Origin of the sequence: Klebsiella sp. 141161 (genome assembly GCF_050600815.1) — a bacterium.
Taxonomy (GTDB): domain Bacteria; phylum Pseudomonadota; class Gammaproteobacteria; order Enterobacterales; family Enterobacteriaceae; genus Klebsiella; species Klebsiella aerogenes.
The window spans coordinates 127,963-154,630 of record NZ_JAQIRN010000004.1 but is presented as its reverse complement, the minus strand read 5'-3'; the positions used below and the strand labels follow the sequence as shown (position 1 = coordinate 154,630).

The window sequence follows — 26,668 nt, the reverse complement described above, 5'->3', positions numbered from 1 at the left end:
CTTTTCGGGCTGGAAATCTTCTCCCGTCGCGGTGAAGATAGACTGACGAGATTGAAAGGAGAGACGCAATGGCAAACTGGGTTACAGGTAAAGTTGTAAAAGTGCAAAACTGGACCGATGCACTATTTAGCCTCACCATTCACGCGCCCGTTGAGCCGTTCACCGCAGGGCAGTTTGCTAAACTGGGCCTGGATGTTGACGGCGAGCGCGTGCAGCGCGCCTACTCCTATGTCAACGCCCCCAGCAATCCCGATCTCGAGTTCTACCTGGTCACCGTTCCGGAGGGTAAACTCAGCCCGCGACTGGCCGCGCTGAAACCCGGCGACGATGTTCAGATTGTCAGCGAAGCCGCCGGTTTCTTCGTGCTGGAAGAGGTGCCAGACTGCGACACGTTGTGGATGCTCGCCACCGGTACGGCGATCGGCCCCTATCTGTCGATTCTGGAAGAAGGAAAAGACCTGGATCGCTTCAAGAACCTTGTGCTGGTGCATGCGGCGCGCTACGCCGCCGACCTCAGCTATTTACCGCAAATGCGCGAACTGGAGCAGCGCTACGCCGGCAAATTACGTATCCAGACCGTGGTTAGCCGCGAGACAGCGGAAGGTTCGCTGACGGGCCGGGTGCCGTTTCTGATTGAAACCGGCGCGCTGGAAGAGGCGGTCGGCCTGGCGATGACCGCCGATACCAGCCACGTGATGCTGTGCGGTAACCCGCAGATGGTGCGTGATACCCAGCAGTTGCTGAAAGAGACCCGGCAGATGACCAAACATCTGCGTCGCCGACCGGGCCATATGACGGCAGAGCACTACTGGTAATCAGGCGTCCGCTTTCCAGCGGACATCCTGCGTCTCTTTGCCAAACTTATTTTCGCCCTGGGTGCCGACGAACGCGCCCAGGTCGATCAACATCATGACGATAATCAGCGTCGGTACAAAGCGCCCAACGCCCCACTGCCAGACCTGCGGCAACATCGCCCAGTTGCCCGCCAGCAGCATCCACGCCAAAATCATCAGCAGCGCCCAGAGGCCGGATCTCCCGCGATCGTGCAGACGCTTCACCACCACCGCCGCCGTCGGCCAGAGCAGGCAGACGAGAATAAACGCCGCGGTCTGCAAACTCAGTAAATTGCTGCCCGCGAGGGTAAACAGCGCGCTCATGGTCAACACCCAGATAACGATCCAAATCCAGAAATCCCGGCGGCCAATACGGCCTTTAATTGAGAATAACCACTGCTGTAGGGTCATGTTTTATTCCTTATCATCATCATTCGCGTAGTTTACCCTGAAGGCGTCACTTTTTGACAAGCGTGACGGTTCCCGTTTTAATCGTCGGCAGGCAAAAAAAGGAAAGATGGGCATGAAGAAGTGGGCAATCTTAAGTTTAATTGGGCTGACAGCGTTATCTGTCGGCCCGATGGCGTTGTCCGCAGAAACGGAATCCGCCGCCACCGCCCCCTATTTGCTACCCAGCGCGCCGATTTTTGATGTCAGCATCAGCGAGTTCCGCGAGAAATTTAATGCCGATAATCCGAAACTGCCGCTAAACGAGTTCCGTTCTATCGCCTCCAGCCGCGATAAAGCCAACCTGACCCGCGCCGCCACCAAGATTAACGAGAATCTGTATGCCTCTACCGCGCTGGAGCGCGGCACGCTGAAGATTAAATCAATGCAGATAACCTGGCTGCCGATTCAGGGGCCGGAACAAAAGGCGGCGAAAGCGAAAGCGCAGGAGTATATGAGCGCCATTCTTCGCGCCTTTGTGCCGACCCTAAGCCCACTGCAGAGCCAGCAAAAGCTGCAAAAACTGCTGACTGCCGGCAAAGGCAAACGCTACTACACCGAAACCGAAGGCGCGGTGCGCTATGTGGTGGCAGATCACGGGGAAAAGGGGCTAACTTTCGCCATTGAACCGATTAAGCTGGCGCTATCTGAAACGCTGGAAGACAACAATAAATGACAAAAAGCAAAGCCTTTCCAGTGACGAGTCTCTATACTGTTTCACAGACCATGCTGCCCTCTGGGGCGGCTATATTCCTTAATTCGCTTAGTAGCGTGGAGAATTAAAATGCGACATCCTTTAGTGATGGGTAACTGGAAACTGAACGGCAGCCGCCACATGGTAAACGAACTGGTTGCTAACCTGCGTACTGAACTGGCCGGCGTAAGCGGCTGTGCAGTGGCAATCGCGCCGCCGGAAATGTATCTCGACCTGGCTAAGCGTGCGGCAGAAGGCAGCCACATCCACCTGGGCGCGCAGAACGTTGACGTGAACCTGTCCGGCGCATTCACCGGTGAAACCTCCGCTGAAATGCTGAAAGATATCGGCGCGCAGTACATCATCATCGGCCACTCCGAACGCCGTACCTACCACAAAGAATCCGACGAGCTGATCGCGAAGAAATTCGCTGTACTGAAAGAGCAGGGTCTGACGCCGGTTCTGTGCATCGGTGAAACCGAAGCTGAAAACGAAGCGGGCAAAACTGAAGAAGTTTGCGCGCGTCAGATCGACGCCGTGCTGAAAACTCAGGGCGCAGCCGCTTTTGAAGGCGTGGTTATCGCTTACGAACCCGTATGGGCCATCGGTACCGGTAAATCCGCTACCCCAGCGCAGGCTCAGGCGGTGCACAAATTTATCCGTGACCACATTGCTAAAGCTGACGCTAAAATCGCTGAGCAGGTCATCATCCAGTACGGCGGTTCCGTTAACGCCGGCAACGCCGCAGAGCTGTTCACCCAGCCGGACATCGACGGCGCGCTGGTTGGCGGCGCATCCCTGAAAGCAGACGCTTTCGCGGTGATCGTTAAAGCTGCAGAAGCGGCGAAAAAAGCGTAATTCGCTTTCCCGGTGGTGAAACGCCGCCGGGGTTGCTGACAAATTCGCACGAGTAATAACCCGGCTTAGCGCAGCGCGAGCCGGGTTTTATATTATCGCTACAATTTCCCCAATAGCTGATACCACGCGTAATCCAACGGCAGCAAAATCAAATAGCTCACCGCCGCCAGCGCCAGACATAGCAACATCCCCGCTCTCGCCGGGACTTTACCTAATCCCATCGCCACCACGATCGGCGACGCTTGGTACGGCAGCAGCGGCGTGGAATAACCCAGCACCTGAATCATAATCACGCTCAGCAGCGGAAAGCCGGTCGCGTCGGCAAAGCTCTGCGCAAAAGTCGTATACAGCGCCGGGACGCCGTTAGCGGTCATAATAAAGTTCAGCGCGCTGGTAATTCCGGTCAGCGCCAGGAAGCTGGTGAACGGATTATCTTTATCCAGCGGCATCACCTGCAGCAGCGCGTTACCCACCGCGCCGCCAATCCCGGTTTGGGTCACGGTAATCGCCAGTCCCAAAATGCCGGCAACATAAATGCAGGTGCGCATATTCACCCCGCTGGCGAACTCCTCGCCGCTGATAAATCCCACTCGTGGCAGCAGCGTGACCACCGCTGCCGCCAGGCCGGTCCACGCCGGGCCGACACCGTGCCAGCTCTCTGTCACCCATAACGTCAGTACCACCACCAGCAGCCACGCCAGACGCTTTTCATCGCGGCTCATTGGCGCCAGCGACGCCAGCTCGCGCGGCGGATGCGGCTTGCCGGGAAACAGCCAGCAGATCAACGCCACCAGCACCGCCCCTTTCAGCCAGCCAAGCACCGGCGTATGCAGCAGTAAATAGGGAACGTAATTCAGATGGATCCCGTAAGAGCCTTCCGCCGCCCCGCTCATCACCAGATTTGGCACGTTAGCGGGCAAAATGGTCGCAGAAAGCTGGAAGGTGCCAAAGCCCACCGCCAGCGCCAGGCCGTACCAGCCGCGCGTGCCGTCGGCGATCCCCGCGCGCCGGGCCATCGCCGCCACGATCGGCATCAACAGCGCGATGCGCCCCATGTTTGACGGCATCACGAACGCCAACGCATAACTCAGTAATACGACGCTGCCGACCATCCGCGGCCAGGAGTCGGTGAGCCGCGCCGATAGCGCCTGCGCCGCTCTATCCGCCAGTCCGGTCTTACGGATGGCGATCCCCAACACAAAGCCGCTGAACACTAGCCAGAACGCCGAGGAAGCAAAACCGCCGAAGATCACCTCCGGCGGAGCGATTTTGGTCATCATCGCCGCCGCGAAGAACAGCAGCGCGGTGATAAATTCCGGTAACAGTGAAGTCGCCCAGAGCACAATGGTGATGCCGACGATCAGCGAAGGGAGGAACAGCGGGTGGGTTAGCCAGAGCGACATGCCTGTCTCCTGTCGTTTTTTTCAGCAAGAATACGACGACAGGAAAGACAGGTAAACGCCAGAACTAGTGGTTTGCGTTAAGAATTGCGCAGCTATGATCCTGAATTTCTTCCGCCGAAGCACGGTTGAAAGTCAGCAGGTTACGTTCTGTCGCCAACAGCACCAGCGAGCCGTCGCTTTGACGCGCCATCGCTAACGCATAACGCCCCATATGTTCGCGCGCTTCCGGTACCTCTTCCGCCAGCATCAGGAACGGGCTGCGCTGAGCCAGCTCGGTTTCCGTTACCCGACGCGCCAGATATTGATGGCCCTGCAGACCGCCCGGCAAGGGTAGCCAGCGGCTGCTAATTGTCGCCGCATCATTATCTAACTGCGCGCGGACATCGGGACGCAGGCAGGAGATATGAATATGGAAGTGGTTTTGCGTGCGCCCGCTGCGCGAGTTAATCGCCAGCGATACCGCGTTATCATCAATTGGCGCGCCGCGGCGCTGGCTCATAATTTCGCGCCCCTGCCACGCCTGCCAGAAGAAATTCGGCGTCAGCGGATCCAACAGCAGCGGACTTTCGGTACCGTTAATACGGTAGGTCGGCATCAGCAGATATTGCAGCGGGCCGTTGCGATCTTTAAACAACACGTAGCCGCCTTTCAGGTTCACTTCCGCGCACGGCGACGGATTTTGATGTTGCTGCTGATTGGGTACGCACTGCTGCAGGACAATATGACGTAACGCGTTCGGGTTGCCGGAATGCAGCCAATAGTAGCCGCCAGCCAGCGCCGCCAGAATAACCACCAGCAGCACCCATAAAAGGTATCTTACTCTTCTCATTATTGTTCCCTGTTAAGCTTGAACCGGAAGAGTAACGTAATTTGATGACTAAATAAAAACAGATGGCGGGCGGGGAGTTACCCCGGGTGGCGGCTGTCGCCTTACCCGGGATACCAAATGGCGCAGAACTGTATCCCTGCTAAGCGTAGCGCCAGCAGGGACAAGAGGATTAACGCTGGCTAATCTGGTCGAAGGTACCGCCGTTGGAGAAGTGCTCCTTCTGCGCTTTCGTCCAGCCGCCGAACTCCTGATCGATGGTAAACAGCTTCAATTTCGGGAACTCGTTGGCATATTTCTTCGCCACATCAGGATCGCGCGGACGATAGAAGTTCTTCGCCGCAATCTCCTGGCCTTCCGGCGAGTAGAGATACTTCAGGTACGCTTCCGCCACCTGACGAGTGCCTTTCTTATCCACCACTTTATCGACGACGGAAACCGTCGGCTCGGCCAGAATAGACTCGCTCGGCGTCACGATTTCAAACTTGTCCTTGCCCAGCTCTTTCGTCGCCAGCAGCGCTTCGTTCTCCCAGGCAATCAGCACATCGCCGATCCCGCGTTCGACGAAGGTGTTGGTAGAACCGCGCGCGCCGGAATCCAGCACTTCCACGTTTTTATACAGCGCCTTCACGAACTCCTGCGCTTTAGCTTGATCGCCGTGATTCTGATGCAGGGCGTAGCCCCATGCCGCCAGGTAGTTCCAGCGGGCGCCGCCGGAGCTTTTCGGGTTCGGGGTGATGACCGACACGCCAGGTTTAATCAGGTCGTTCCAGTCATGGATCTGTTTTGGGTTGCCCTTACGGACGAGGAACACGATGGTTGAGGTATACGGCGCGGAGTTATCCGGCAGGCGCTTCAGCCAGTTTTTATCGATACGGCCACGTTCAGCAATGGCGTCTACGTCGTAGGCCAGCGCCAGGGTGACGACATCTGCTTCAATCCCGTTGATAACTGACGTCGCCTGTTTGCCGGAGCCGCCGTGCGACTGACGAATCACCACGTTATCGCCGGTTTCCTGCTTCCAGTGCGCGCTAAACGCTTTATTATACTGTTCGTACAGCTCGCGCGTCGGATCGTACGATACGTTTAACAGCTGATAATCTTTTGCCAGCACGCTGGCGGATGCCAGCAACAGAGTTAACCCTACGCCCCACTTATTCATCGCACCGCTCTCTTTATGTCGTGTTGTGATGAACTAAGCGTGCCAGAAAGCGAATCAATGATTAAAGAATAAAAAAAGATTGGCTATAACCTGGAGATATAAAGCGGAGGATAAAGAAAACCCCCTCCCGGACGGGAAGGGGCGAGAAGCGATTAGACTTCTTCCATGCGGCCCAGCAGCGCCTGCAGACGATCCTGCCAGCCCTGCTGTTGTTCTCTCAGCTGGCTATTTTCACGCTCCAGCTCTTCACGACCGTGCTGCGCGCTCTGCACTTCCTGCGCCAGCGTGGTGTTCTTTTCTTTCAGCTCTTCGATTTCCATCTGCAACAGAGTGATGGTATCAATCGCCTGCTGAACTTTAGATTCTAATTTCTCAAACACTTCTAATGACATCGTCATACCTCTCCTGATCTTGCAAGGCGTTGATAGAAACTCGTGTTTCGTATACGCGGTCCCGCCTTAACGAATTAGCGCACAATAGCGGTGTTGTCGTCGATTGTATGAATCCCCGCCTCACCTGTCCAGCGACAACCCGCGCAGATTGCGGTTTGCAACACTTTTCAGTCTTTACCTGGTGCGTTCGCGGCAATTGCCCCGAACTTCTCTGGCGATTGTTAATCAATGAGATAACAAAATACGCAGAAAAAGGTGGGTAAATGTGCCGCAACACGCGTTTATGGCGCGAAAACGCTCATTTTCTTGACGAGGGACACAAATTTAAATTTCGATATTTCTCGTTTATGCTCGTTAACGATAAATTAACACTATGCCTACAAGGCACCGTGGTCGTCCACGACCAACATACTTACAATAATCACTTCGCTTCAGGATCCGATTATGAGCCAGACATCAACATTAAAAGGCCAGTGCATCGCAGAGTTTCTCGGTACCGGGTTGTTGATCTTTTTCGGCGTTGGGTGCGTAGCTGCGCTCAAAGTCGCAGGAGCCAGCTTCGGTCAGTGGGAAATCAGCATCATCTGGGGTCTGGGGGTGGCTATGGCTATCTACCTGACCGCGGGCGTATCCGGTGCGCACCTTAATCCGGCGGTCACCATCGCCTTATGGTTATTCGCCTGCTTTGATGGGCGCAAAGTTGTTCCTTTTATTATTTCGCAATTCGCTGGCGCCTTTTGCGCTGCGGCATTAGTTTACGGGCTTTATTACAATCTTTTCTTCGATTTCGAACACACCCACAATATGGTACGCGGCAGCGTGGAAAGCCTTGAGCTCGCCGGTATCTTCTCGACCTATCCTAACCCGCATATCAATTTTGTGCAGGCCTTCGCGGTAGAAATGGTGATTACCGCTATCCTGATGGGCGTGATTTTAGCGCTGACCGACGACGGCAACGGCGTGCCGCGCGGCCCGCTGGCGCCGCTGCTGATTGGTCTGCTGATTGCCGTTATCGGCGCCTCCATGGGTCCGCTGACCGGCTTCGCGATGAACCCGGCGCGTGATATCGGACCGAAAGCCTTCGCCTGGCTGGCAGGCTGGGGCAACGTCGCCTTCACCGGCGGCAAAGATATTCCTTATTTCCTGGTGCCGCTGTGCGCACCGGTGGTCGGCGCGGCGCTGGGCGCATTCAGCTACCGCAAATTCATTGGCCGCCATCTGCCTTGCGACACCTGCGTCGAGGAAGAAAAAGAATCCGCTTCTTCCGCGTCGCAACAAAAAGCTTCGCTGTAATCTGACTACGGGACACCAATTATGACCGAGAAAAAATATATCGTTGCGCTCGACCAGGGCACTACCAGCTCCCGCGCCGTCGTGATGGATCACGACGCCAATATCGTCAGCGTGTCACAGCGTGAATTCGAACAAATTTATCCGAAGCCAGGCTGGGTTGAGCACGACCCGATGGAGATTTGGGCCTCGCAGAGCTCTACGCTGGTCGAAGTATTGGCAAAAGCCGATATCAACTCCGACGAAATTGCCGCCATCGGCATCACCAACCAGCGTGAAACCGCCATCGTCTGGGAGCGTGAGACCGGCAAGCCTATTTACAACGCTATCGTCTGGCAGTGCCGCCGCACCGCGGATATTTGCGAGCAGCTCAAGCGCGACGGCATGGAAGAGTACATCCGCAAAGCCACCGGCCTGGTGGTGGACCCGTACTTCTCCGGTACCAAAGTGAAGTGGATCCTTGACCATGTCGAAGGCGCCCGCGAGCGCGCCAAGCGCGGCGAGCTGCTGTTCGGTACCGTTGATACCTGGCTTATCTGGAAAATGACCCAGGGGCGCGTGCACGTCACCGACTACACCAACGCCTCGCGTACCATGTTGTTCAACATCCATGAACTGGACTGGGACGACAAAATGCTCGACGCGCTGGATATCCCGCGCGCCATGCTACCGGAAGTACGTAAGTCTTCTGAAGTGTACGGCCAGACCAACATCGGCGGTAAAGGCGGTACCCGTATTCCTATCTCCGGCATCGCCGGCGACCAGCAGGCGGCGCTGTTTGGCCAGCTGTGTGTGAAAGAAGGGATGGCGAAAAACACCTACGGTACCGGCTGCTTCATGTTGATGAACACCGGTGAAAAGGCGGTGACCTCAACCCACGGCCTGCTGACCACCATCGCCTGCGGCCCGACCGGCGAAGTGAACTACGCGCTGGAAGGCGCGGTGTTTATGGCCGGAGCGTCGATTCAGTGGCTGCGTGATGAAATGAAACTCATCAACGATGCCTTCGATTCTGAATACTTCGCCACTAAAGTGAAAGACACCAACGGCGTGTATGTGGTGCCGGCCTTTACCGGTCTTGGCGCGCCATACTGGGATCCGTATGCGCGCGGCGCGATTTTCGGCCTGACCCGCGGGGTGAACGCCAACCATATTATCCGCGCCACGCTGGAATCTATCGCCTATCAGACGCGTGACGTTCTGGAAGCGATGCAGGCCGACTCCGGTATCCGTCTGCACGCCCTGCGCGTGGACGGCGGCGCGGTCGCCAACAACTTCCTGATGCAGTTCCAGTCCGATATTCTCGGCACCCGCGTGGAACGCCCGGAAGTGCGTGAAGTCACGGCACTGGGCGCCGCCTATCTGGCAGGTCTGGCGGTCGGCTTCTGGCAAAACCTCGACGAGCTGCAGGAGAAAGCGGTGATTGAACGTGAGTTCCGCCCGGGTATTGAAACCACCGAGCGTAATTTCCGCTACAGCGGCTGGAAGAAAGCGGTGAAACGCGCGTTAGCGTGGGAAGAGCACGACGAGTAAACCTCGGTATCGCGCCGGATGACGATACCAGGGCGTTGCCCGTAGGCCTGATAAGCGCAGCGCCATCAGGCAAAAAAATGCCGGAGATTAACTCCGGCATTTTTGTATCAGCCAAATATCGGCAACAGCAGGTACAGCTTAATCACCAGCGCGTTGACGATGTCGATAAAGAACGCCCCCACCATCGGCACCACCAGGAAAGCCATATGCGATGGGCCAAAACGGTCGGTAATCGCCTGCATATTGGCAATCGCCGTCGGCGTCGCGCCAAGCCCGAACCCGCAATGACCGGCTGCCAGCACGGCGGCATCATAGTTCTTGCCCATCATCCGGTAAGTCACAAACACCGCATACAGCGCCATCGCCACCGCCTGTACCGCCAGAATAATAATCATCGGCAACGCCAGCGACGCCAGTTCCCACAGCTTGAGGCTCATCAGCGCCATCGCGAGGAACAGCGACAGACTGACGTTGCCGAGTACCGATACCGCGCGATCAAACACGCGATACAGCCCTGCCAGCGCCAAGCCGTTGCTGAGGATCACGCCGATAAACAGCACGCAGACGAAGGTCGGTAATTCAAACACGGTGCCTGCCAGCAGTTGCGCAACCACCTTCCCTACGGTCAGGCAGATAGCGATTAACGCAATGCTTTCAATCAGCACCAGCGAGGTGATCATGCGGCCCATATCCGGCTTCTCAAACGCCGTCGGCGCCAGCTGGTCGTCCGGTGTACCGTCCGGCGAGGAAGAGTGCTTCACCAGATAACGCGCCACCGGCCCGCCGATCAGGCCGCCGAGCACCAGGCCGAAGGTTGCGCAAGCCATGGCGACCTCGGTGGCATTGGCAAAACCGTAACGCTCAACGAACAATTTACTCCACGCCGCCCCGGTGCCGTGACCGCCGGAAAGCGTGATAGAACCGGCCAGCAGACCCATCAGCGGATCCAGCCCCAGCAGCTTCGCCATGCCGATACCGAGAGCGTTCTGCAGCAGCAGCAGGCCCACCACCACAATCAGGAAAGTGCCAAGCACTTTGCCGCCCGCCCGCAGGCTGGCAAGGTTAGCGTTAAGGCCGATAGTGGCGAAGAACGCCAGCATCAGCGGGTCCTTCAGGCTCATATCGAAATCGATTTCGATATCCATGCTTTTTTTCAAAACCAGCAGCGCCAGCGCCACCAGCAGGCCGCCGGCGACGGGTTCAGGAATGGTATATTTTTTGAGGAATGGGACGTTCTGAACGAGCTTTCGCCCTAAAAGCAACACCATGGTTGCGGCAACGAGCGTCGATAAGGTATCGAGATGCAACATAAAAAAGAGCTCCTTATGGGCGCATGATTCATTCACACGCGACGGTATTCCCGGTGTCGATTACTTCTCATCTTGAGGAGTTGGAGAGCGATTTTAAGCAGAAGCGCGCAAAAAATGACAGAAAAAGATATTTTGTATTAGCGTTGATGCGATCAAGCATACAAAATGTTAATTAATTTGTTACATCTATTCAGTGAGGATATTTTTTGCGCCAAATCGTGGCAAACGTTTGCTTTTGGTCTACAGTCCGATAAAATTCCCGCTTTGCCACCTTGGGATTGTTTGTGATGTCCGTTACGACCGCAGAGTCAGAAAATGCGCAACCGGTTGCGCATAAACCAGCCAGCGAATTAATCTATCGCCTCGAAGACCGTCCGCCGCTTCCGCAAACGCTGTTTGCCGCATTCCAGCACCTGCTGGCGATGTTTGTCGCGGTCATCACCCCGGCGCTGCTCATCTGTCAGGCGCTCGGCCTCCCGGCCGAAGATACGCAACACATCATCAGCATGTCGCTGTTCGCCTCCGGCGTGGCATCCATTATCCAGATTAAAGCCTGGGGACCAGTTGGCTCCGGCCTGCTCTCCATCCAGGGCACCAGCTTCAACTTCGTCGCCCCGTTGATTATGGGCGGCACCGCGCTGAAAACCGGCGGCGCCGACGTGCCGACGATGATGGCCGCGCTGTTCGGCACCCTGATGCTGGCGAGCTGCACCGAAATGGTCCTCTCGCGGGTTCTGCATCTGGCGCGCCGCATTATTACGCCGCTGGTCTCCGGCGTGGTGGTGATGATTATCGGCCTGTCGCTCATTCAGGTTGGCCTGACTTCTATCGGCGGCGGCTATGCGGCGATGGCCGACCACACCTTCGGCGCGCCGAAAAACCTGCTGCTGGCGGGCATCGTGCTGGCGCTGATTATTATCCTCAACCGCCAGCGCAACCCGTACCTGCGCATCGCCTCGCTGGTGATCGCGATGGCTGCCGGTTATCTGGCGGCGTGGTTCCTCGATATGCTGCCGGCTAACACCGCGCCTACCAACAGCAGCCTGATCACTATCCCTACGCCGCTCTATTACGGCCTGGGCATCGACTGGAGCCTGCTGCTGCCGCTGATGCTGGTCTTTATGATTACCTCGCTGGAAACGATCGGCGATATCACCGCCACCTCCGACGTTTCTGAGCAACCGGTCTCCGGCCCGCTGTATATGAAACGTCTGAAAGGCGGCGTACTGGCGAACGGCCTGAACTCATTTGTTTCCGCAGTTTTCAATACCTTCCCGAACTCCTGCTTCGGCCAGAACAACGGCGTGATCCAACTGACTGGCGTCGCCAGCCGCTATGTGGGCTTTGTGGTGGCGCTGATGCTGATTGTGCTCGGCCTGTTCCCGGCGGTAAGCGGCTTTGTGCAGCATATTCCTGAGCCGGTACTTGGCGGCGCGACGCTGGTGATGTTCGGCACCATTGCCGCATCCGGCGTGCGCATCGTCTCCCGCGAGCCGCTGAATCGCCGCGCCATTCTGATTATCGCCCTCTCTCTGGCGGTGGGTCTCGGCGTATCGCAGCAGCCGCTGATCCTGCAGTTCGCGCCGGACTGGCTGAAAAACCTGCTCTCTTCCGGTATTGCCGCTGGCGGTATCACGGCGATTGTTCTGAATTTAATCTTCCCGCCTGAGAAGAACTAACGCATTGAAGTTGCGCTCCCCGGTATCGCCACGGCGACCTGGGAGCGCGGCGGCTGTAACATCTCTTCACCTCACTTCATCTCATTTCACTATTCCCGCCTTGAGGATTGCGCATAAATCGTGCATAACACGGTGATGTGTACTTATCAGGATGGAAGATCATGAAATTTCTTGGAAAGCTGGTTCTCTGGCTGCTGATCGCCCTGCTGGTCGTTATCGTCGCCGCTTACTTTGCGCTGCAGACCCGCTGGGGGGCGCGCCAGGCGAGCAGTTGGTTAAGCGAAAGCACCGGCTGGAAAATCGCCTTCGATAAGATGGCGCATGACTTCTCTTCTCCGCTACATCTGCAGTTGCAAAATGTCACCTTTGGCCGCGACGGCAAGCCGCCGACGCTGGTCGCCAAAACGGTGGATATCGGTTTTAGCACCCGCCAGTTCAGCGACCCGCTGCACGCTGATGAAATCGTCCTCAGCGACGGCACGCTGAATCTTTCTCCGGCTTCCGCGGCAATGCCATTTGCCGCCGACCGCCTGCAGCTACGCGATATGGCTTTTAACAGCCCGGACAGCGAGTGGAACCTGAGCGCGCAGCGGGTGACCGGTGGCGTGATGCCGTGGCAGCCGGAAGCGGGCGACGTGCTGGGCAGAAAAGCGCAAATTCAGATGAGCGCGGGCTCGATGAATATTAACGGCGTCGAAGCCAGCAACGTCCTGATCCAGGGGGCAATTGATAACGGCGAGGTGACTCTGAACACCCTTGGCGCCGATATCGCGCGCGGCACGCTGACCGGCAACGCCAAACGCCGCGCCGACGGTAGCTGGCTGGTTGATAACCTGCGCCTGAATGAAATTCGGCTGCAGAGCGCCAAACCGCTGAATGAGTTCCTTGCGCCGCTCACCTCGGTGCCGTCGCTGCAGATTGGCCGACTGGATGTGACCGATGCTCGTTTGCAGGGGCCAGGCTGGGCGGTGACCGACCTCGACCTCAACTTGCGCAATCTGACTTTGAGCCATAACGGCTGGCAGAGCGACGACGGGACGCTATCGATGAACGCCAGCGAGTTTATCTACGGTTCGTTGAACTTCCTCGATCCCATCGTTAATGCCGAATTCTCGCCGCAGGGCATTGCGCTGCGCCAGTTCAGCTCCCGCTGGGAGGGCGGCATGGTGCGTACCTCCGGCAACTGGCTGCGCGCCGGTAATGCGCTGGTGCTCGACGATGCCGTCTTCGCCGGGCTGGAATATACGCTGCCGTCCAACTGGAAACAGCTGTGGATGGAGCCGATGCCGGGCTGGCTGCAAAGCCTGACGCTGAAGAAATTCAGCGCCAGCCGAAATCTGATTATCGATATCGACCCGGCCTTCCCGTGGCAGATCACCGCACTGGACGGTTACGGCGGTGAACTACAGCTGGTGAAAGATGGCCAGTGGGGCGTGTGGAACGGTAGCGCCACCCTCAATGCCGCCGCCGCGACCTTCAACCGTATCGACGTACGCCGCCCGTCGCTGAAGCTGAACGCGAACGCTTCTACGGTCAACATCAGCGAGCTGAGCGCCTTTACCGAGCGCGGCATTCTGCAGGCGACCGCCGCGGTGTCACAATTGCCGCAGCGCCAGGTCAATCTGAGCTTGAACGGCCGCGGCGTGCCGCTGAATATTCTGCAGGCCTGGGGCTGGCCTGCGCTGCCGATTAGCGGCGACGGCAATTTCCAGCTAACCGCGAACGGTAGCGTGCAGGCCAATGCGCCGCTGAAACCGAGCGTTAATGCTCAGCTCAGCGCCACCAATATGGACAAGCAGCAGGCGGCGCAGGTGATGCGCAACGGCGAGGTTAGCAACGCGCCCGCCGCGCCGCAGTAAAGTCCCCCTCTCCCTGCCCTCTCCCCGCAAAACTCAGCTCTGACCGCTCCCTCTCCCTTTTAGGGAGGGGGTTGGGGTGCGGGTCCTGAAACCTGTATGCAATTAGCGGCTATTTGTACCTATTTCCCGCAACAGGTTCCTTTCAAATATCAGAATTGCTATAACCAAAATACTGGAAGTTGATAAAAATAATGATCCCCTGTACCTACAAAAATAAAAGGAACAACCATGTCTGTAATACGTCAACGTATTCTGGAGAATATGCAAAAATTCTCCAGAGCCATGATCGGCGCAGTATTGTTCTTGCCGGTCATTGGATTAATTCTGGCTCTCAGTTCCGTCTTAACTAATCCGACTCTTATTGCTGAAACCAGTTTCCTTCATCAATTAGGGCAACTGCTTGGCGATACCTTCTGGCCATTATTCGGCAACCTTGGATTATTGTTTTGCGTGGGAATAAGTTACGGCCTGGCAAAAGATAAAAAAACAGAAGTCGCGCTTGTCTCGGTGATGTGTTTTATCATGTTTCTCGGCGCCAACCATTCATGGCTGGAACATACACATGCGGTGGCGGAAAAAATTAACGGCGAATATTACGGCACCGGACAAACGCAGCTATTAGGCTTTGTGGTCGTCGATATGGGAGTATTCCTCGGAATCATCCTTGGCTGCACCATTGCCTGGGTACATAATAAAGTCTCCAATATTGAGCTGCCCGGCGCGCTATCGATGTACGGCGGGGCGAAGCTGACGCTGGTCGCCATGACGCCGGTCATTATCTGCTACGCCATTGCTTTTACCTGGATTTGGCCGTTTATGACCCACGGCATTAGCGCCCTGACCGGGTTTATGAAGAATGCCGGCGTTGCGGGAGTGTTTGTCTACGGCTTCTTTGAAAAATTCCTTATTCCTACCGGCTTGCACCATTTCGTGTGGTCGCCTTTCCAGCTTACACAAATCGGCGGCACGCTGAATGTCGATGGCCAGGTCGTCTCCGGCACCCAGGCGATTTTCCTCGCCTATATGCGCCATCCCGATCTGACGCCGGTGATGAACGACGCATTACGTTTCTCGCAACAGGGGATGACCACCATCTTTGGCCTGGCGGGCGCATCGCTGGCGTTTTATCACACCGCGAAGCCGGAGAAGAAAGCGATGGCGAAGGCGATTCTACTGCCGGCGATTATCACCTCGATGCTGACCGGCATCACCGAACCCATTGAGTTCACCTTCTTATTTGTCTCGCCGCTGCTGTGGGTGATCCATGCGACGTTAACCGCTGCTTCACAGGCAATTTGCGACATCTTCACCGTGCGGCCGTGGGGCGCCTCCGGCCTGATTGAGTTTCTGATCTACAACCTACCGCTGCCGGTGTCGTTAACCCGCTGGCCGGGGTACGTGCTGATCGGTATTGGTCAATTTATCGTTTATTACGCGATATTCCGCACGCTGGTCGTGAAGTTAAATCTGAAAACGCCGGGCCGCGAGGATGACGATAACGTCAAGTTATACAGTAAGGCGGACTACCGTAAAAAAGTCAGCGGCCCGCAGTCGATGACGGATGAAATTATTAATGGCTTAGGCGGTAAAGCCAATATTATCTCCGTTGATAACTGTTTCACACGCCTGCGGGTGGCCGTCCATAATATGGCATTAGTTGATGATGAAATATTAAAAAGCACTGGCGCAAATGGCGTAGTACGCAATCGTAATGAAGTTCAGGTTATTTATGGCGTCAAAGTCGGGCAAGTCCGTTCCCGGGTTGATAGCTGGCTAGCAGAAAATTAATTGGGAGTGATGTATGAAATTAACCGTATTAGGCGGGGGCGGTGTACGCTCTGCATTTCTGGCGAAGTCGCTGGCTTATAACGCGCACCGCATTGGTTTAACGGAAGTGGTATTTCAGGATAGCTCAGCAGATAATTTATCGCTATTTGGTGAAATCGCCCGCTATGTATTTAATACCATTCGCCCGGATATTCATTTTACTACCACCAGCGATCCGGTTGCCGCGCTGCAGGGTACCCATTATGTGATTACCACGCTGCGCGTCGGCGGCGATGAGAGCCGCATCCGCGACGAGCGGATTGCGCTGGAGCATAACACGCTGGGCCAGGAGACCACCGGCGCGGGCGGTTTTGCCATGGCGATGCGCTCGATCCCGGCGATCCTGCGCTACTGTCGGCTGATCGAGGAACATGCCGACAAAGACGCGATCCTGTTTAACTTTACCAATCCGTCCGGGCTGGTCACCGAGGCGATTATCAAATCCGGTTTCAAACGCCGGGTATACGGGATTTGCGATGCGCCGTCGGAGCTGATTCGCGAACTGCCGGAGATCCTCGGCTGCGACCCGCACGACCTGAGCGTGGAATGCTACGGCTTAAACCACTTTTCCTGGTTTACGCACTTCACCGTGCGCGGGGAAGATGTTACCGCGCAGCTGGTCGCCAACCCGGATTTGTACCGTAAAACGGCGATGCAGTACTTCTCGCCGGAGCTGGTCAAACTGTGCGATAACCAGTTGCTCAACGAGTATCTCTACTACTACTACTATCGCGAAGTGGCGCTACGGGCGATTCAACAGGCGCCGGAGACCCGCGGCGAGCAGATTGCCCGTATCAACCACGATATGCGTCAGGAGCTCAGCGGCGTGGATGTTAAAGCGGATCCGCAGGCGGCCTTTACCATCTGGATGAAGCACTACCTACGCCGCGAAAACAGCTATATGCAAAACGAGTCGCAGCAGGAAAAATTCCATACCCGCGAGCCGTTAACGCTGCGGCAGTTTATTGAAGAGCCGGATACCGGCGGCTACGCCGGGGTGGCGCTGGATATTCTGGAGGCGGTCAACAGCACCACCACCAAACGCATCGTGGTGTCGCTACAAAATAACGGCACGCTCGATTTTTTACGCCCCGATGATGTGATTGAAATCAGCTGCGATCTGAGCAAAGAGGGTCTTAAGCCGGTGACGCCGGTTAACGTGCCGACAGCGCAGAAAAATATGATTGCCAGCGTGAAGGAGTATGAACGATTGGCGGTGGCGGCAATTCTGCAGCAGGACAAATCGCTGGCGGTGCAGGCGTTGATGGCTCATCCGCTGGTCGGTTCATATTCGCTGGCGAAGAAGCTGGTTGAGGCCTATCTCGACGATGAACAGTTCGCCGGGTGGCGGTAACGAGTCGCCCCCGCTCGATTGAGTAGCCCGGATAAGGCGCCAGCCGCCATCCGGGAACTCCCCCCCCCGCTCGCGCTACGCTTAGCGGGGCTACCTATTGCTATGTACGCTGGTAAACCACATTTTTAACAGCCGCTCAAAGCCCAATATGCAGTAGCCAAAAAACGGGTTGCTCCAGTAAATATCATCGTCGAACTTCTGCGGGTCGTGAATAATAAACGCCGTATTCGCGGCCTGCGCCAGCGGGCTTTGATAATCGCCGGTAAAGCAAACCAGGTTTATCTCCTTGCCTTCCAGCGCCTTAACCCAATTTAACGCCGAACTGCTGCGTCCGGATTTAGAAATGATCCAGATAGAATCAAAACGGGCAGCGTTTTTTTGCTCAAGGATTTCGTAATCGGGCCACAGCGCCAGGCTGGCGTTAACGCCGGTGACGAGAAACTTATTATAAATATACTGGGCGATCAGCTGCGAAAAGCCGCTGCCGTGGATCAAAATACGCTGCTGCTCAAGGCCAGTCAGCAGCGGCGTCAGCGCTTCTGCCGGCTGAATGCTCATATAATCGATATCGTTGGTGACATCGAGCTTTGGCATGGTGATATTGAACTTGATGAAATAGACCAGCTCCAGCCAGCCGCTGAACTTAAGCTTCTTCGCCAGCCGCACCAGCGAAGAAGGATTACTGTAGCAGCGCTCCGCGACGGTGCGGATCCCTTCGCGGATACACAGCTGCGGGTCATTCTGAATAAAACGCAGCACGGTCATTTCGGTTTTACTCAACTTCACGTCACGAAAGATATTTTCTAAGTCCATTACGGGCTCCTCTCAGCGGCAGATTACGCTACCACCGGAGGGCAAATCGGTCTGTGGGATGAGTCACCAGAATGAAATGAACGTTACGAATTGTGCAATAAATGGAATAAAAAAACCCTCACCGCTGGCGGAGAGGGTTGTATTAACTTACAGCGTAATCGTCAGCGCATTACCCTCAGCGCTCACTACCACGCCCCGTTCGCTGCCGGCCTGAGTCCCACCCTGCACGCCCGCTATCCGCGGGATATTGCGCAGACACAGCGTCCAGCCGCGGGCTTCGCCTTCGCCGCTCACGGTGATGGTGTTCCCCTGGCGCTTCGCCTTCAGGGTGAAAATCACGGAACCATCGGCAGCCGGAACCTGGCACAGCGCTTCGCGGCCATCGTCGAGCTGGAACAGCTGGAAGGCGGTGCCTTCATGCCAGGCATAATCGGGTTTCTGGTCGTTGTTGCCCAGCGCCAGCAGGGTGTTGTCGCGAACGTAGACCGGCAGGCTCAGCGCATCGTGATGCTGCTTATGCCAGCGGCTACCCGGCAATTCATCGTTATGCCACAGATGCGTCCAGCGCCCTTCCGGCAGATAAAACTGCACCTCGCCCGCCTCAGAGAACACCGGCGCCACCAGGAGCGAATCGCCGAGCATATACTGACGGTCGAGATAGTCGCAGGCCGGATCGTCCGGGAATTCGAGCATCATCGAGCGCAGCATCGGAGTGCCGAACTCGTGGGCCAGCGCCGCCTGGCGATAGAGATACGGCATCATGCGGCATTTCAGCTGCGTGAAGTGGCGCACCACGTCACAGGACTCTTCGTCGTAGGCCCACGGCACACGATAGGATTTGCTGCCGTGCAGGCGGCTGTGGCTGGAGAGCAGGCCAAAGGCGCACCAGCGCTTATAAACGTGGGCCGGCGCGGTGTTTTCGAAACCGCCGATATCGTGACTCCAGAAACCGAAGCCGGACATGCCGATCGACAGCCCGCCGCGTAGGCTTTCCGCCATCGATTCGTAATTGGCATAGCAGTCGCCGCCCCAGTGCACCGGGAACTGCTGCGCGCCCACCGAGGCGGAACGGGCGAACAGCACCGCCTCCTGCTCGCCGACGGTCTCTTTCAGCACCTTCCACACCAGCTCGTTATAGATGAATGCGTAGTGGTTGTGCATTTTCTGCGGATCGGAACCGTCAAACCACTGCACGTCGGTCGGGATACGCTCGCCGAAGTCGGTCTTGAAACAATCGACCCCCATCGCCACCAGACCTTTTAACTTGTCGGCGTACCACTGGCAGGCTTCCGGGTTGGTGAAGTCATAAATCGCCAGCCCCGGCTGCCACTTATCCCACTGCCACAGCGAACCGTCCGGACGCTTCAGCAGGTAGCCCTTCTCTTTGAGCTCCTTGAACACCGGCGAGCGCTGGCCGATGTACGGGTTGATCCACACGCAGACCTTCAGCCCTTTCGCCTTCAGGCGCTTAATCATCCCTTCCGGGTCCGGGAAAGTTAGCGGATCCCATTCAAAATCGCACCACTGGAAGGCCTTCATCCAGAAGCAGTCGAAGTGGAAGACGTGCAGCGGCAGATTACGCTCGGCCATGCCGTCGATAAAACTATTCACCGTCGCTTCGTCATAGTTGGTGGTGAACGAGGTCGTCAGCCACAGACCGAACGACCATGCCGGCGGCAGCGCCGGGCGGCCGGTGAACTGGGTATAGCGGTTAAGCACCGCTTTCGGCGTCGGGCCGTCGATCACGAAGTACTCGAGGTGTTCGCCTTCAACGCTGAACTGGACTTTAGAGACTTTCTCCGAGCCCACCTCGAAAGAGACGCGCTGCGGGTGATTCACCAGCACGCCATAGCCGCGGTTGGTCAGGTAGAACGGGATGTTCTTGTAGGATTGCTCGGTGCTGGTGCCGCCGTCTTCGTTCCAGGTTTCTACCGTCTGGCCGTTGCGCACCAGCGCGGTAAAGCGCTCGCCGAGGCCGTAGACGGTTTCGCCGACGCCGAGGTCGAGGCGCTCAAACATGTAGTTGCGCTGGGTCTTACTATCCTGCACGTAGCCGTTGTTTTTCAGTTGGCTACCGGTGATACGCACGCCGTCGCGCAGAAAATCCAGCGCCCAGAATTCACCTTTAGTCACCCGCACGCTGAGGCTGCCGCTTTTCAGCTCGGCGAACTCGGCCGTATTTTCTATTTCGACATGGACGTCTTTCTGCACGTTCAGCGGATAGTACGGGCCGTTATCCAGCGCGCCATGGAAGTGCTCCATGCGCACGCCGATTATCCCTTCCTGAGGCGAGAAAAAGCGCAGGGTGAACAATGGCGTATCCAGCTGCCAGGCGCGTTCGCGGACATCGCGCGGCGCGGCATAGACCACCATTTCATTCCCCTGCTGCTCCACCTCGTAAACCTGTACGGGTTGGATCAGGTTGAGCCCTGGTTGAATGAGCCAGTTTCCATCACTGATTTTCATTAAAACGTCCTCTTAGTTTTGCCATTCTTTGTCGATCGGGGCTGCCGTGAATTCTTGTTCGTTGCGACGCGCGCCCTGGGCCAGCTCGGCCATCATTTTTTTCAGGAACGGCGTTTTTAACGTGTAGTAGCGTTTGGCGATTACCGCGCTCAGCAGGTAGCACACCGCCGGAACGAGGGTGAACAAGGCGATAATGATGGTGAGGGTGGCACTGTTCTGGGTTTTAGCGGCGGCGTCATAGCCGCCGCCGGCCAGCATCCAGCCGATCAGCGCGCCGCCCAGCGCCAGCCCCAACTTGAGCACAAACAGAGTGCCGGCGAAGCTGATGCCGGTCAGGCGTTTGCCGTTGCACCATTCGCCGTAGTCGACGGTGTCGGACATCATCACCCACTGGATTGGCGTCACCAGCTGGTGCAGTACGCCAATGATGAAGATAAAGACGAACATGGTGATTTCGGCGTCCATCGGTACGAAGAACATCGCCACGCTGAGCACCGCCAGGAGGGCGTTGGTCCACCAGAAGACGCTGACTTTGCATTTCCAGTCGGTCAGCGGCTTCGCCAGCGCCGAGCCAATCAGGTTGCCGACGCAGTAGGTGGTGAGGAAGACGGTGAACAGCGCCGCCGAGCCCATGATCCAGGTGGTGTAGTACATCATCGCGCCACCGCGAACGCAGACCGCGAGGATATTGAGGATGGTGAGCACGCCGACCACCCGCCACTGGTCATTGCGCCAGATATCGCGCAGGTCTTCACGCATCGAGGTACTGCTCGGCGGCGCTTCGACACGCTCTTTGGTGGTGAAAAAACAGAAGGCCAGCATCAGGAAGGCGACCACCGAGAGCACCGCAATGCCGCCCTGGAAGCCGAGCGCTTTATCTTCGCCGCCGATAAAGTTGACCAGCGGCATCATCAGCACGGTGGAGAGCATGCCCCCCGCCGTCGCCAGCACGAAGCGCCAGGACTGCAGCGAGATGCGCTGCGTCGGGTTGTCGGTGATCACGCCGCCGAGCGCGCAGTAGGGGATATTCACTACGGTGTAGAGCAGGGTCAGCAGCGTGTAGGTCACGGCGGCGTAGATCAGCTTGCCGTTGTGGCTTAAATCCGGCGAGCTATAAGCCAGCACGCAGACGAGGCCGAACGGGATAGCGCCGAAGAGGATCCACGGGCGGAACTTACCCCAGCGGCTGCGGGTACGGTCGGCAAGCAGGCCCATGCACGGGTCGGAAATCGCATCCAGCGCCCGCGCCAGCAGGAACATGGTGCCGACAAAGCCGGCGGGGATACCGAAAATATCGGTGTAGAAAAACATCATGTATAACATGACGTTATCAAAAATGATGTGGCTGGCGGCGTCACCCATACCGTAGCCAATTTTCTCTTTGACGGACAGAATATGATCTTTCATTTGCGCACTATTCCCTTAGCGGCACCGCGGATTGGTACCGGTTACGGTTTTTGTAACCCTTTGGCGCAGTAAGATGAATTGCGATATCTCGTTATCAAATTACGTTTCTTGTTTTCTGTGATCGCGGTAGCCCGAAAGAGTGTGAAAAAGTGTAACCCATGGATTTTGAACGGATTTGTCTCAGACTGTTCTGCAAAGTCCAGTTTTAACAGTAAAAAAGTGCGTTTAGGTATGTGGTAAATGCCTGAAAGTAGCTATAATGCGCCCCGCCTCCATGTAGCAATCGAGGCGCGGAAGATCGTCATCTCCGGTGAGGTGGCTGGACTTCAAATCCAGTTGGGGCCGCCAGCGGTCCCGGGCAGGTTCAACTCCTGTGATCTTCCGCCAAACTAGATTAGTTCCCTAATCATCTTGACCTTACTAATTCCCCAATCATTATATAGCTTCAGAATAAATGGAATCAGTTATCAATTTACTGTGAACCAATAGCCTTTACCTCTTTGTTAAATAAAATATCGCTTTAACCATTAATTTATTGTTTTTTGTATTGCGCTCATTATGAAAAAAGATGTAGGATTAATCTGCAACATTCAGGTGAACTACGCCTGTTGCCGCTCTTTAAAATGTCACAATAGAGAAGGTATCGATGCCGAAAGGCGATCCTTAGGGATCATGACCGGTCATGCGGATATATTAAAAGAATATGAGCGAAAGGTAGATTGCCTCATTTTCATTGCATAATATAGCCGACAGTTGTCTGGCGTATAGGGTTAGGAGTAGTTAGGTCGACAATATTACCTTCAGTGAAAGGCTCGGTCTGGCGGCGCAATAAGCGTCTTAATTTTCGAGGCTATGCACATGTTTAATATTATCTTAAATCTGCACGTGACATTTAACAAAGTAAAGGGCTCAGTAGTAAAGAAAGTAGATGTTCCTACTACTGATGAGCAAGTCGACCGAAGCAGAAAAGAATTACCCAAGACTACGTTAGTGGATTGGGGAAAACTGGTTGGAATTATGTACTATTTGTTACGCTTCTCTTGGTACATACTACTAATTCTAACTAACTCCTAACCTCTTTTACGTTTCGTTATATGGAATAATTATGGATAAGCCATATTACCCTTTTCGTCCTATATCTTCTATTCCCACCCTAGCTAAAACTTTAGGTATACACGAAGTATTGTTAGTAAATTTATCTAACAAAATTGATGACTCATACACTGAGTTTTTGATTAACGTGAAAGGTAAAGATAGAACCGTTTATGAACCTAAGCATGAGCTTAAAAGATTACAGAAAAGAATCAATCATAGAATCTTTGAAAAGGTACAATATCCTGGATATTTACAAGGAGGAATTAAAGATAATAACAATAAACGCGATTATGTCGAGAATGCAAATATACATTGCGAACACAAACCGAATATAATAATAAGCATTGATATTAGATCTTTCTATGACAATATTAAATCTAATTTTGTTTTCTTAATATATAAAAACTTTTTTCACTTCCCAGATGAAGTTGCAAATATTTTAACAAAACTAACGACCTTTAGAAATAAAGTACCACAGGGTGCATGTACTTCATCTTATTTAGCCAACTTAATTTTTTTTAACTCAGAATATTCATTAGTATCATCATTTAGAAATAATAGTATCACTTATACCAGATTACTTGATGATGTAACATTATCATCAAGTAAAGCTTTATCAGAATCGCAGATTACCACCTCTATCAAGGAGGTAATTGGTATGTTTAATAAATATAACCTCAAACATAATAACAAGAAAACTAAAGTTGAAACTCAAAAAAACTCTAAAGATAGTTTTAAAATAACAGGGCTATGGGTTGGCCATTCTAAACCAAAAGCGACCAGAAAAGAAAGAAGGTATATTAGACTATTAGTAAAGATATGTGAAAACAAAGCAAATACTGATATCTATAGTGAAGAATATCATGCTTTCTGGAATAAAACATCCGGACTTGTTGCTAAATTAACTAGATTAGACCAATCAAATCATAAAGATCTTCGTGAAAGACTAAATGCAATCTTGCCACTTTATGATGACAAATCAAAAAATAAAGTAATTCGTGAGTGTAAAATTATTCTTCGATACAATAACAAGGTATCACTAAGCATTGGACAAGTAGATACTGTCAACAAGCTAATTGGTAAGCTTGGTATATTATCCAGAAATAATAGAGCTCTTAGCAAAATATGGCGTACTAAAATTAGAAAACACTTCAAATGTATGCCAACAAAAAAGGAAATTTGGCAATGAGTGAAGAAAAAGAAATTCATTATGGGGTAGTGAAGACTTTCGATTCTTTTAAAGGATTTGGTTTTATCACTAGAGAAAAAGGTCGAGATGTTTTCTTTTTCTATGGCGAGATACTTCATGAAGTCAAATATCTTACACCTGGCGACAAAGTTTCGTTTGAAATAAGAAAAATGGATAAGGGTCCTCGAGCATATTCGATACAAAAAAGTTAAATATTAAGTTAACCTTTTGGTTTAACTCCTCTTTTTCGCAAAGCCTCTCTCGCCAGTTCCTTCAACCAACTGGCGAGACTTACCCCTTCCTCTGCCGCCACGGCATCAAGTTGTTCCTTTAATGCTGGGTCAATGCGCATTTTGAACTGTGGGGACTGCCCCCCACCTTTTGGTTTTTTTTCGCGCGATATGGTTGACATGAGGCCACCTATTTATCTAATCTCAACATATAGGAGGCCACCTAAACGCCTCTTGTGCAAGCAACGCTCCGATGTGCGGGAACACAACCGGAGCGTCTAACCTCACCAACTATCAAGGAGTTGATTATGGCTGATTTGCATTCTACCCCAGATATCACCGCTAGCGGAACCGAGCGTCAGTTGCTGGTTGGCTATCGGCCCAATGGCCGGGATACCAGTACACCAAGTCTTACCCTTTCCGGCAAGTGGCTACGCGAAGCGGGATTCGATACCGGGAAGCCGGTCACGGTTAAGGTGATGGATGGCTGCATTGTGTTGTTACCGCTCAGCGATAAAGAAGAGAAATTAACAGCCGAATTACGGCATATTCAACAATCGCTGAAAAGCGTCAACGGCACGCTGCAACATACCTGATAGCGCGAGCAAGAAAAATCCCCGGGTGGCGGCTAGCGCCTTACCCGGGCTACCAGACGGCGCAGAACCGTAGCCCTGCGCGGCGCCGAGCAGGGAAATCCCCCGGATTGCGGCTGACGCCTTAATACCTTCACTTTCCGGATAACCGCTCGCAAATGCGCCAGATTAATCGTTCGTCTAATGAAATTTATGCCCCGCTTCTGACATACTCTACCGTTGTGAACAGGTTGACCCGGAGACCATATGGCAAAAGAAAATATAACGTCATCCCCAGCAGGTGAGTTCATAATGTTTGCCAGCGGTGATGGGAAAGTGCGCGTTGAATGCCGTTTTGAGTCAGACACAATCTGGTTATCCCAGGCGACAATGGCTGAACTGTACGATAAAGACGTCCGGACTATTAATGAGCATTTAATCAATATCTTCTCTGAAGGTGAACTTGCTCAAAATTCAACTATCCGGAAATTCCGGATAGTTCGCCAAGAAGGAAAACGCCAGGTTTCCAGGGAGATAGATCATTACAATCTTGAAGCCATACTCGCTGTTGGCTATCGCGTTCGCTCCTCTCGCGGCACGCAGTTCCGCCAGTGGGCGACCCAGACGCTCCAGGAATACCTGATCAAAGGGTTTGTGATGGACGATGAGCGGTTGAAGAATCCGCCTGTGGGCTCATCGGCAGTACCCGACTATTTCGATGAGATGCTGGAGCGTATTCGCGATATTCGCGCCAGCGAACGCCGCGTTTATTTACGGGTGCGAGAGATTTTTGCATTAGCAGCTGACTATCAACCGTCGTTAAAAGAAACCACGCAGTTTTTTCAAACTATCCAGAACAAGTTACATTTTGCCTGTACCGGACATACCGCCGCTGAGCTCATTCATCAACGTGCTGACGCAAGTCTGCCGCATATGGGACTGACCAGCTATAGAGGCGAAGAGGTGCATAAGGGTGACGTGACGGTAGCAAAAAATTATCTCACTCAGGATGAAGTCAATGAGCTTAACCGCGTAGTTAACATGTGGCTGGATTTTGCCGAGGATCAGGCCCGTCGTCGTCAGCAGGTCTTTTTACGCGACTGGCAGGATAAGCTGGATCAGTTCCTGCAATTTAACGACCGTGAGGTTTTGCAAGGTGCAGGTAAAGTCAGTAAGAAAATGGCCGATGAAAAAGCGCAGGAGGAATATAGTCAGTTTGCTGAGCAACAGCGGCGCTTAAAGGAAGCCGAAGGTGAAAAGGATATCGCCGGTTTGCTACAGTGGAAAACAGGGCCTAAAAAGTAGCTCAGGATGCCTGATAGCGCGAGCTAACCCTCGGATATCAGCTTACGCCTTACCCGGCTACGCCCGGCATGTGATCTGTAGCCCCGCGCAAGCGTAGCGCCGCCGGGCAATAACCGCGGGTAAA

General features: G+C 54.3%; 23 protein-coding genes and 1 tRNA gene. 14 read left to right on the top strand and 10 right to left on the bottom strand.

Translation table 11 applies throughout. From position 1 onward, the window contains the following. Positions 1 to 68 precede the first annotated feature (68 nt). On the top strand, positions 69 to 815 hold the full coding sequence (gene fpr / locus PGR79_RS12590; protein ID WP_015369139.1) for a ferredoxin--NADP(+) reductase: 747 nt from the start codon (positions 69 to 71) through the stop codon (positions 813 to 815). On the opposite strand, the gene PGR79_RS12585 is transcribed toward fpr, so the two are convergent. Further along, the gene (locus PGR79_RS12585; RefSeq protein WP_015369138.1) at positions 816 to 1,244 is read right to left on the bottom strand and encodes a DUF805 domain-containing protein; all 429 of its coding nucleotides are present in this window, start codon (positions 1,242 to 1,244) and stop codon (positions 816 to 818) included. It abuts the gene before it with no gap. Between the two features lie 112 nt (positions 1,245 to 1,356). Here PGR79_RS12585 and PGR79_RS12580 point away from each other — a divergent pair, with 112 nt between their 5' ends. Together PGR79_RS12580 and tpiA are read left to right on the top strand one after the other, a co-directional pair. Continuing rightward, on the top strand, positions 1,357 to 1,956 hold the full coding sequence (locus PGR79_RS12580; protein ID WP_015369137.1) for a DUF1454 family protein: 600 nt from the start codon (positions 1,357 to 1,359) through the stop codon (positions 1,954 to 1,956). A gap of 108 nt (positions 1,957 to 2,064) precedes the next feature. Next, positions 2,065 to 2,832, top strand: a complete 768-nt coding sequence (gene tpiA / locus PGR79_RS12575) for a triose-phosphate isomerase (RefSeq protein WP_002922909.1) — start codon at positions 2,065 to 2,067, stop codon at positions 2,830 to 2,832. Between the two features lie 98 nt (positions 2,833 to 2,930). On the opposite strand, the gene PGR79_RS12570 is transcribed toward tpiA, so the two are convergent. The 4 genes from PGR79_RS12570 to zapB form a co-directional block, all read right to left on the bottom strand. Beyond that, positions 2,931 to 4,235 carry an SLC13 family permease gene (locus PGR79_RS12570; protein WP_113374051.1) on the bottom strand — a complete coding sequence of 435 codons (1,305 nt, stop codon included), beginning with the start codon at positions 4,233 to 4,235 and terminating at the stop codon, positions 2,931 to 2,933. 64 nt (positions 4,236 to 4,299) lie between these two features. Beyond that, positions 4,300 to 5,064, bottom strand: coding sequence for a CDP-diacylglycerol diphosphatase (locus PGR79_RS12565; RefSeq protein ID WP_113374052.1), 765 nt, complete (start codon positions 5,062 to 5,064; stop codon positions 4,300 to 4,302). A gap of 169 nt (positions 5,065 to 5,233) precedes the next feature. Further along, complete coding sequence (locus PGR79_RS12560; RefSeq protein WP_015369134.1) at positions 5,234 to 6,223, bottom strand: sulfate ABC transporter substrate-binding protein; 990 nt, start codon at positions 6,221 to 6,223, stop codon at positions 5,234 to 5,236. Positions 6,224 to 6,375: 152 nt separating this feature from the next. After that, positions 6,376 to 6,621, bottom strand: coding sequence for a septal ring assembly protein ZapB (zapB, locus tag PGR79_RS12555; protein WP_020077673.1), 246 nt, complete (start codon positions 6,619 to 6,621; stop codon positions 6,376 to 6,378). A gap of 438 nt (positions 6,622 to 7,059) precedes the next feature. On the opposite strand from zapB, the gene PGR79_RS12550 reads away from it, so the two are divergent. Both PGR79_RS12550 and glpK read left to right on the top strand, forming a co-directional pair. Beyond that, on the top strand, positions 7,060 to 7,908 hold the full coding sequence (locus tag PGR79_RS12550) for an MIP/aquaporin family protein (RefSeq protein ID WP_015369132.1): 849 nt from the start codon (positions 7,060 to 7,062) through the stop codon (positions 7,906 to 7,908). A gap of 21 nt (positions 7,909 to 7,929) precedes the next feature. Then, complete coding sequence (gene glpK / locus PGR79_RS12545; RefSeq protein WP_047040291.1) at positions 7,930 to 9,438, top strand: glycerol kinase GlpK; 1,509 nt, start codon at positions 7,930 to 7,932, stop codon at positions 9,436 to 9,438. 107 nt (positions 9,439 to 9,545) lie between these two features. Here glpK and gltS read toward each other — a convergent pair whose 3' ends face one another. After that, positions 9,546 to 10,748, bottom strand: a complete 1,203-nt coding sequence (gene gltS, locus PGR79_RS12540) for a sodium/glutamate symporter (RefSeq protein ID WP_015703819.1) — start codon at positions 10,746 to 10,748, stop codon at positions 9,546 to 9,548. Between the two features lie 287 nt (positions 10,749 to 11,035). Here gltS and PGR79_RS12535 point away from each other — a divergent pair, with 287 nt between their 5' ends. From PGR79_RS12535 to PGR79_RS12520, 4 genes are all read left to right on the top strand, one after another. Next, positions 11,036 to 12,427 (top strand): nucleobase:cation symporter-2 family protein, encoded by a 1,392-nt coding sequence (locus tag PGR79_RS12535; protein WP_015369129.1) that lies wholly within the window; start codon positions 11,036 to 11,038, stop codon positions 12,425 to 12,427. A 161-nt stretch (positions 12,428 to 12,588) separates the two neighbouring features. Next, the gene (locus tag PGR79_RS12530) at positions 12,589 to 14,286 is read left to right on the top strand and encodes an AsmA family protein (RefSeq protein ID WP_113374053.1); all 1,698 of its coding nucleotides are present in this window, start codon (positions 12,589 to 12,591) and stop codon (positions 14,284 to 14,286) included. A 228-nt stretch (positions 14,287 to 14,514) separates the two neighbouring features. Then, positions 14,515 to 16,074 (top strand): PTS transporter subunit EIIC, encoded by a 1,560-nt coding sequence (locus tag PGR79_RS12525; protein WP_045390562.1) that lies wholly within the window; start codon positions 14,515 to 14,517, stop codon positions 16,072 to 16,074. Between the two features lie 13 nt (positions 16,075 to 16,087). Then, positions 16,088 to 17,467, top strand: a complete 1,380-nt coding sequence (locus PGR79_RS12520) for a glycoside hydrolase (RefSeq protein WP_430921773.1) — start codon at positions 16,088 to 16,090, stop codon at positions 17,465 to 17,467. 90 nt (positions 17,468 to 17,557) lie between these two features. Here PGR79_RS12520 and PGR79_RS12515 read toward each other — a convergent pair whose 3' ends face one another. From PGR79_RS12515 to PGR79_RS12505, 3 genes are all read right to left on the bottom strand, one after another. Further along, positions 17,558 to 18,280 (bottom strand): MurR/RpiR family transcriptional regulator, encoded by a 723-nt coding sequence (locus tag PGR79_RS12515; protein ID WP_113374055.1) that lies wholly within the window; start codon positions 18,278 to 18,280, stop codon positions 17,558 to 17,560. 147 nt (positions 18,281 to 18,427) lie between these two features. Beyond that, on the bottom strand, positions 18,428 to 20,746 hold the full coding sequence (gene yicI, locus PGR79_RS12510; RefSeq protein ID WP_113374056.1) for an alpha-xylosidase: 2,319 nt from the start codon (positions 20,744 to 20,746) through the stop codon (positions 18,428 to 18,430). A gap of 12 nt (positions 20,747 to 20,758) precedes the next feature. Beyond that, complete coding sequence (locus tag PGR79_RS12505) at positions 20,759 to 22,153, bottom strand: glycoside-pentoside-hexuronide family transporter (RefSeq protein ID WP_113374057.1); 1,395 nt, start codon at positions 22,151 to 22,153, stop codon at positions 20,759 to 20,761. 292 nt (positions 22,154 to 22,445) lie between these two features. Here PGR79_RS12505 and PGR79_RS12500 point away from each other — a divergent pair. From PGR79_RS12500 to PGR79_RS12490, 3 genes are all read left to right on the top strand, one after another. Next, a tRNA-Sec gene (locus tag PGR79_RS12500) sits at positions 22,446 to 22,540 on the top strand. A gap of 718 nt (positions 22,541 to 23,258) precedes the next feature. Continuing rightward, positions 23,259 to 24,437, top strand: coding sequence for a reverse transcriptase family protein (locus tag PGR79_RS12495; RefSeq protein WP_113374059.1), 1,179 nt, complete (start codon positions 23,259 to 23,261; stop codon positions 24,435 to 24,437). Continuing rightward, a complete protein-coding gene (locus tag PGR79_RS12490) occupies positions 24,434 to 24,649 on the top strand; it encodes a retron Se72 family effector protein (RefSeq protein ID WP_113374060.1) in 216 nt (71 codons plus the stop codon). Before PGR79_RS12495 ends, PGR79_RS12490 begins: the two co-directional genes overlap by 4 nt. Before the next feature lie 8 nt (positions 24,650 to 24,657). On the opposite strand, the gene PGR79_RS12485 is transcribed toward PGR79_RS12490, so the two are convergent. Next, positions 24,658 to 24,849 carry a toxin-antitoxin system HicB family antitoxin gene (locus tag PGR79_RS12485; protein ID WP_113374061.1) on the bottom strand — a complete coding sequence of 64 codons (192 nt, stop codon included), beginning with the start codon at positions 24,847 to 24,849 and terminating at the stop codon, positions 24,658 to 24,660. A gap of 126 nt (positions 24,850 to 24,975) precedes the next feature. Here PGR79_RS12485 and PGR79_RS12480 point away from each other — a divergent pair, with 126 nt between their 5' ends. Then, positions 24,976 to 25,263 (top strand): SymE family type I addiction module toxin, encoded by a 288-nt coding sequence (locus tag PGR79_RS12480; protein WP_113374062.1) that lies wholly within the window; start codon positions 24,976 to 24,978, stop codon positions 25,261 to 25,263. A 243-nt stretch (positions 25,264 to 25,506) separates the two neighbouring features. Beyond that, positions 25,507 to 26,544, top strand: coding sequence for a virulence RhuM family protein (locus PGR79_RS12475; RefSeq protein ID WP_113374063.1), 1,038 nt, complete (start codon positions 25,507 to 25,509; stop codon positions 26,542 to 26,544). Positions 26,545 to 26,668 lie beyond the last annotated feature (124 nt).

What these genes read in the sequence shown, in the direction of transcription:
- PGR79_RS12520 (WP_430921773.1), top strand. Translation starts at nt 16,088, where the DNA reads ATGAAATTAACCGTATTAGGCGGGGGCGGTGTACGCTCTGCATTTCTG.
- fpr (WP_015369139.1), top strand. Translation starts at nt 69, where the DNA reads ATGGCAAACTGGGTTACAGGTAAAGTTGTAAAAGTGCAAAACTGGACC.
- zapB (WP_020077673.1), bottom strand. Translation starts at nt 6,621, where the DNA reads ATGACGATGTCATTAGAAGTGTTTGAGAAATTAGAATCTAAAGTTCAG.
- PGR79_RS12585 (WP_015369138.1), bottom strand. Translation starts at nt 1,244, where the DNA reads ATGACCCTACAGCAGTGGTTATTCTCAATTAAAGGCCGTATTGGCCGC.
- PGR79_RS12550 (WP_015369132.1), top strand. Translation starts at nt 7,060, where the DNA reads ATGAGCCAGACATCAACATTAAAAGGCCAGTGCATCGCAGAGTTTCTC.
- PGR79_RS12475 (WP_113374063.1), top strand. Translation starts at nt 25,507, where the DNA reads ATGGCAAAAGAAAATATAACGTCATCCCCAGCAGGTGAGTTCATAATG.
- PGR79_RS12560 (WP_015369134.1), bottom strand. Translation starts at nt 6,223, where the DNA reads ATGAATAAGTGGGGCGTAGGGTTAACTCTGTTGCTGGCATCCGCCAGC.
- PGR79_RS12525 (WP_045390562.1), top strand. Translation starts at nt 14,515, where the DNA reads ATGTCTGTAATACGTCAACGTATTCTGGAGAATATGCAAAAATTCTCC.
- tpiA (WP_002922909.1), top strand. Translation starts at nt 2,065, where the DNA reads ATGCGACATCCTTTAGTGATGGGTAACTGGAAACTGAACGGCAGCCGC.
- yicI (WP_113374056.1), bottom strand. Translation starts at nt 20,746, where the DNA reads ATGAAAATCAGTGATGGAAACTGGCTCATTCAACCAGGGCTCAACCTG.
- PGR79_RS12530 (WP_113374053.1), top strand. Translation starts at nt 12,589, where the DNA reads ATGAAATTTCTTGGAAAGCTGGTTCTCTGGCTGCTGATCGCCCTGCTG.
- PGR79_RS12490 (WP_113374060.1), top strand. Translation starts at nt 24,434, where the DNA reads ATGAGTGAAGAAAAAGAAATTCATTATGGGGTAGTGAAGACTTTCGAT.
- PGR79_RS12495 (WP_113374059.1), top strand. Translation starts at nt 23,259, where the DNA reads ATGGATAAGCCATATTACCCTTTTCGTCCTATATCTTCTATTCCCACC.
- PGR79_RS12535 (WP_015369129.1), top strand. Translation starts at nt 11,036, where the DNA reads ATGTCCGTTACGACCGCAGAGTCAGAAAATGCGCAACCGGTTGCGCAT.
- glpK (WP_047040291.1), top strand. Translation starts at nt 7,930, where the DNA reads ATGACCGAGAAAAAATATATCGTTGCGCTCGACCAGGGCACTACCAGC.
- PGR79_RS12480 (WP_113374062.1), top strand. Translation starts at nt 24,976, where the DNA reads ATGGCTGATTTGCATTCTACCCCAGATATCACCGCTAGCGGAACCGAG.
- gltS (WP_015703819.1), bottom strand. Translation starts at nt 10,748, where the DNA reads ATGTTGCATCTCGATACCTTATCGACGCTCGTTGCCGCAACCATGGTG.
- PGR79_RS12570 (WP_113374051.1), bottom strand. Translation starts at nt 4,235, where the DNA reads ATGTCGCTCTGGCTAACCCACCCGCTGTTCCTCCCTTCGCTGATCGTC.
- PGR79_RS12580 (WP_015369137.1), top strand. Translation starts at nt 1,357, where the DNA reads ATGAAGAAGTGGGCAATCTTAAGTTTAATTGGGCTGACAGCGTTATCT.
- PGR79_RS12505 (WP_113374057.1), bottom strand. Translation starts at nt 22,153, where the DNA reads ATGAAAGATCATATTCTGTCCGTCAAAGAGAAAATTGGCTACGGTATG.
- PGR79_RS12565 (WP_113374052.1), bottom strand. Translation starts at nt 5,064, where the DNA reads ATGAGAAGAGTAAGATACCTTTTATGGGTGCTGCTGGTGGTTATTCTG.
- PGR79_RS12485 (WP_113374061.1), bottom strand. Translation starts at nt 24,849, where the DNA reads ATGTCAACCATATCGCGCGAAAAAAAACCAAAAGGTGGGGGGCAGTCC.
- PGR79_RS12515 (WP_113374055.1), bottom strand. Translation starts at nt 18,280, where the DNA reads ATGGACTTAGAAAATATCTTTCGTGACGTGAAGTTGAGTAAAACCGAA.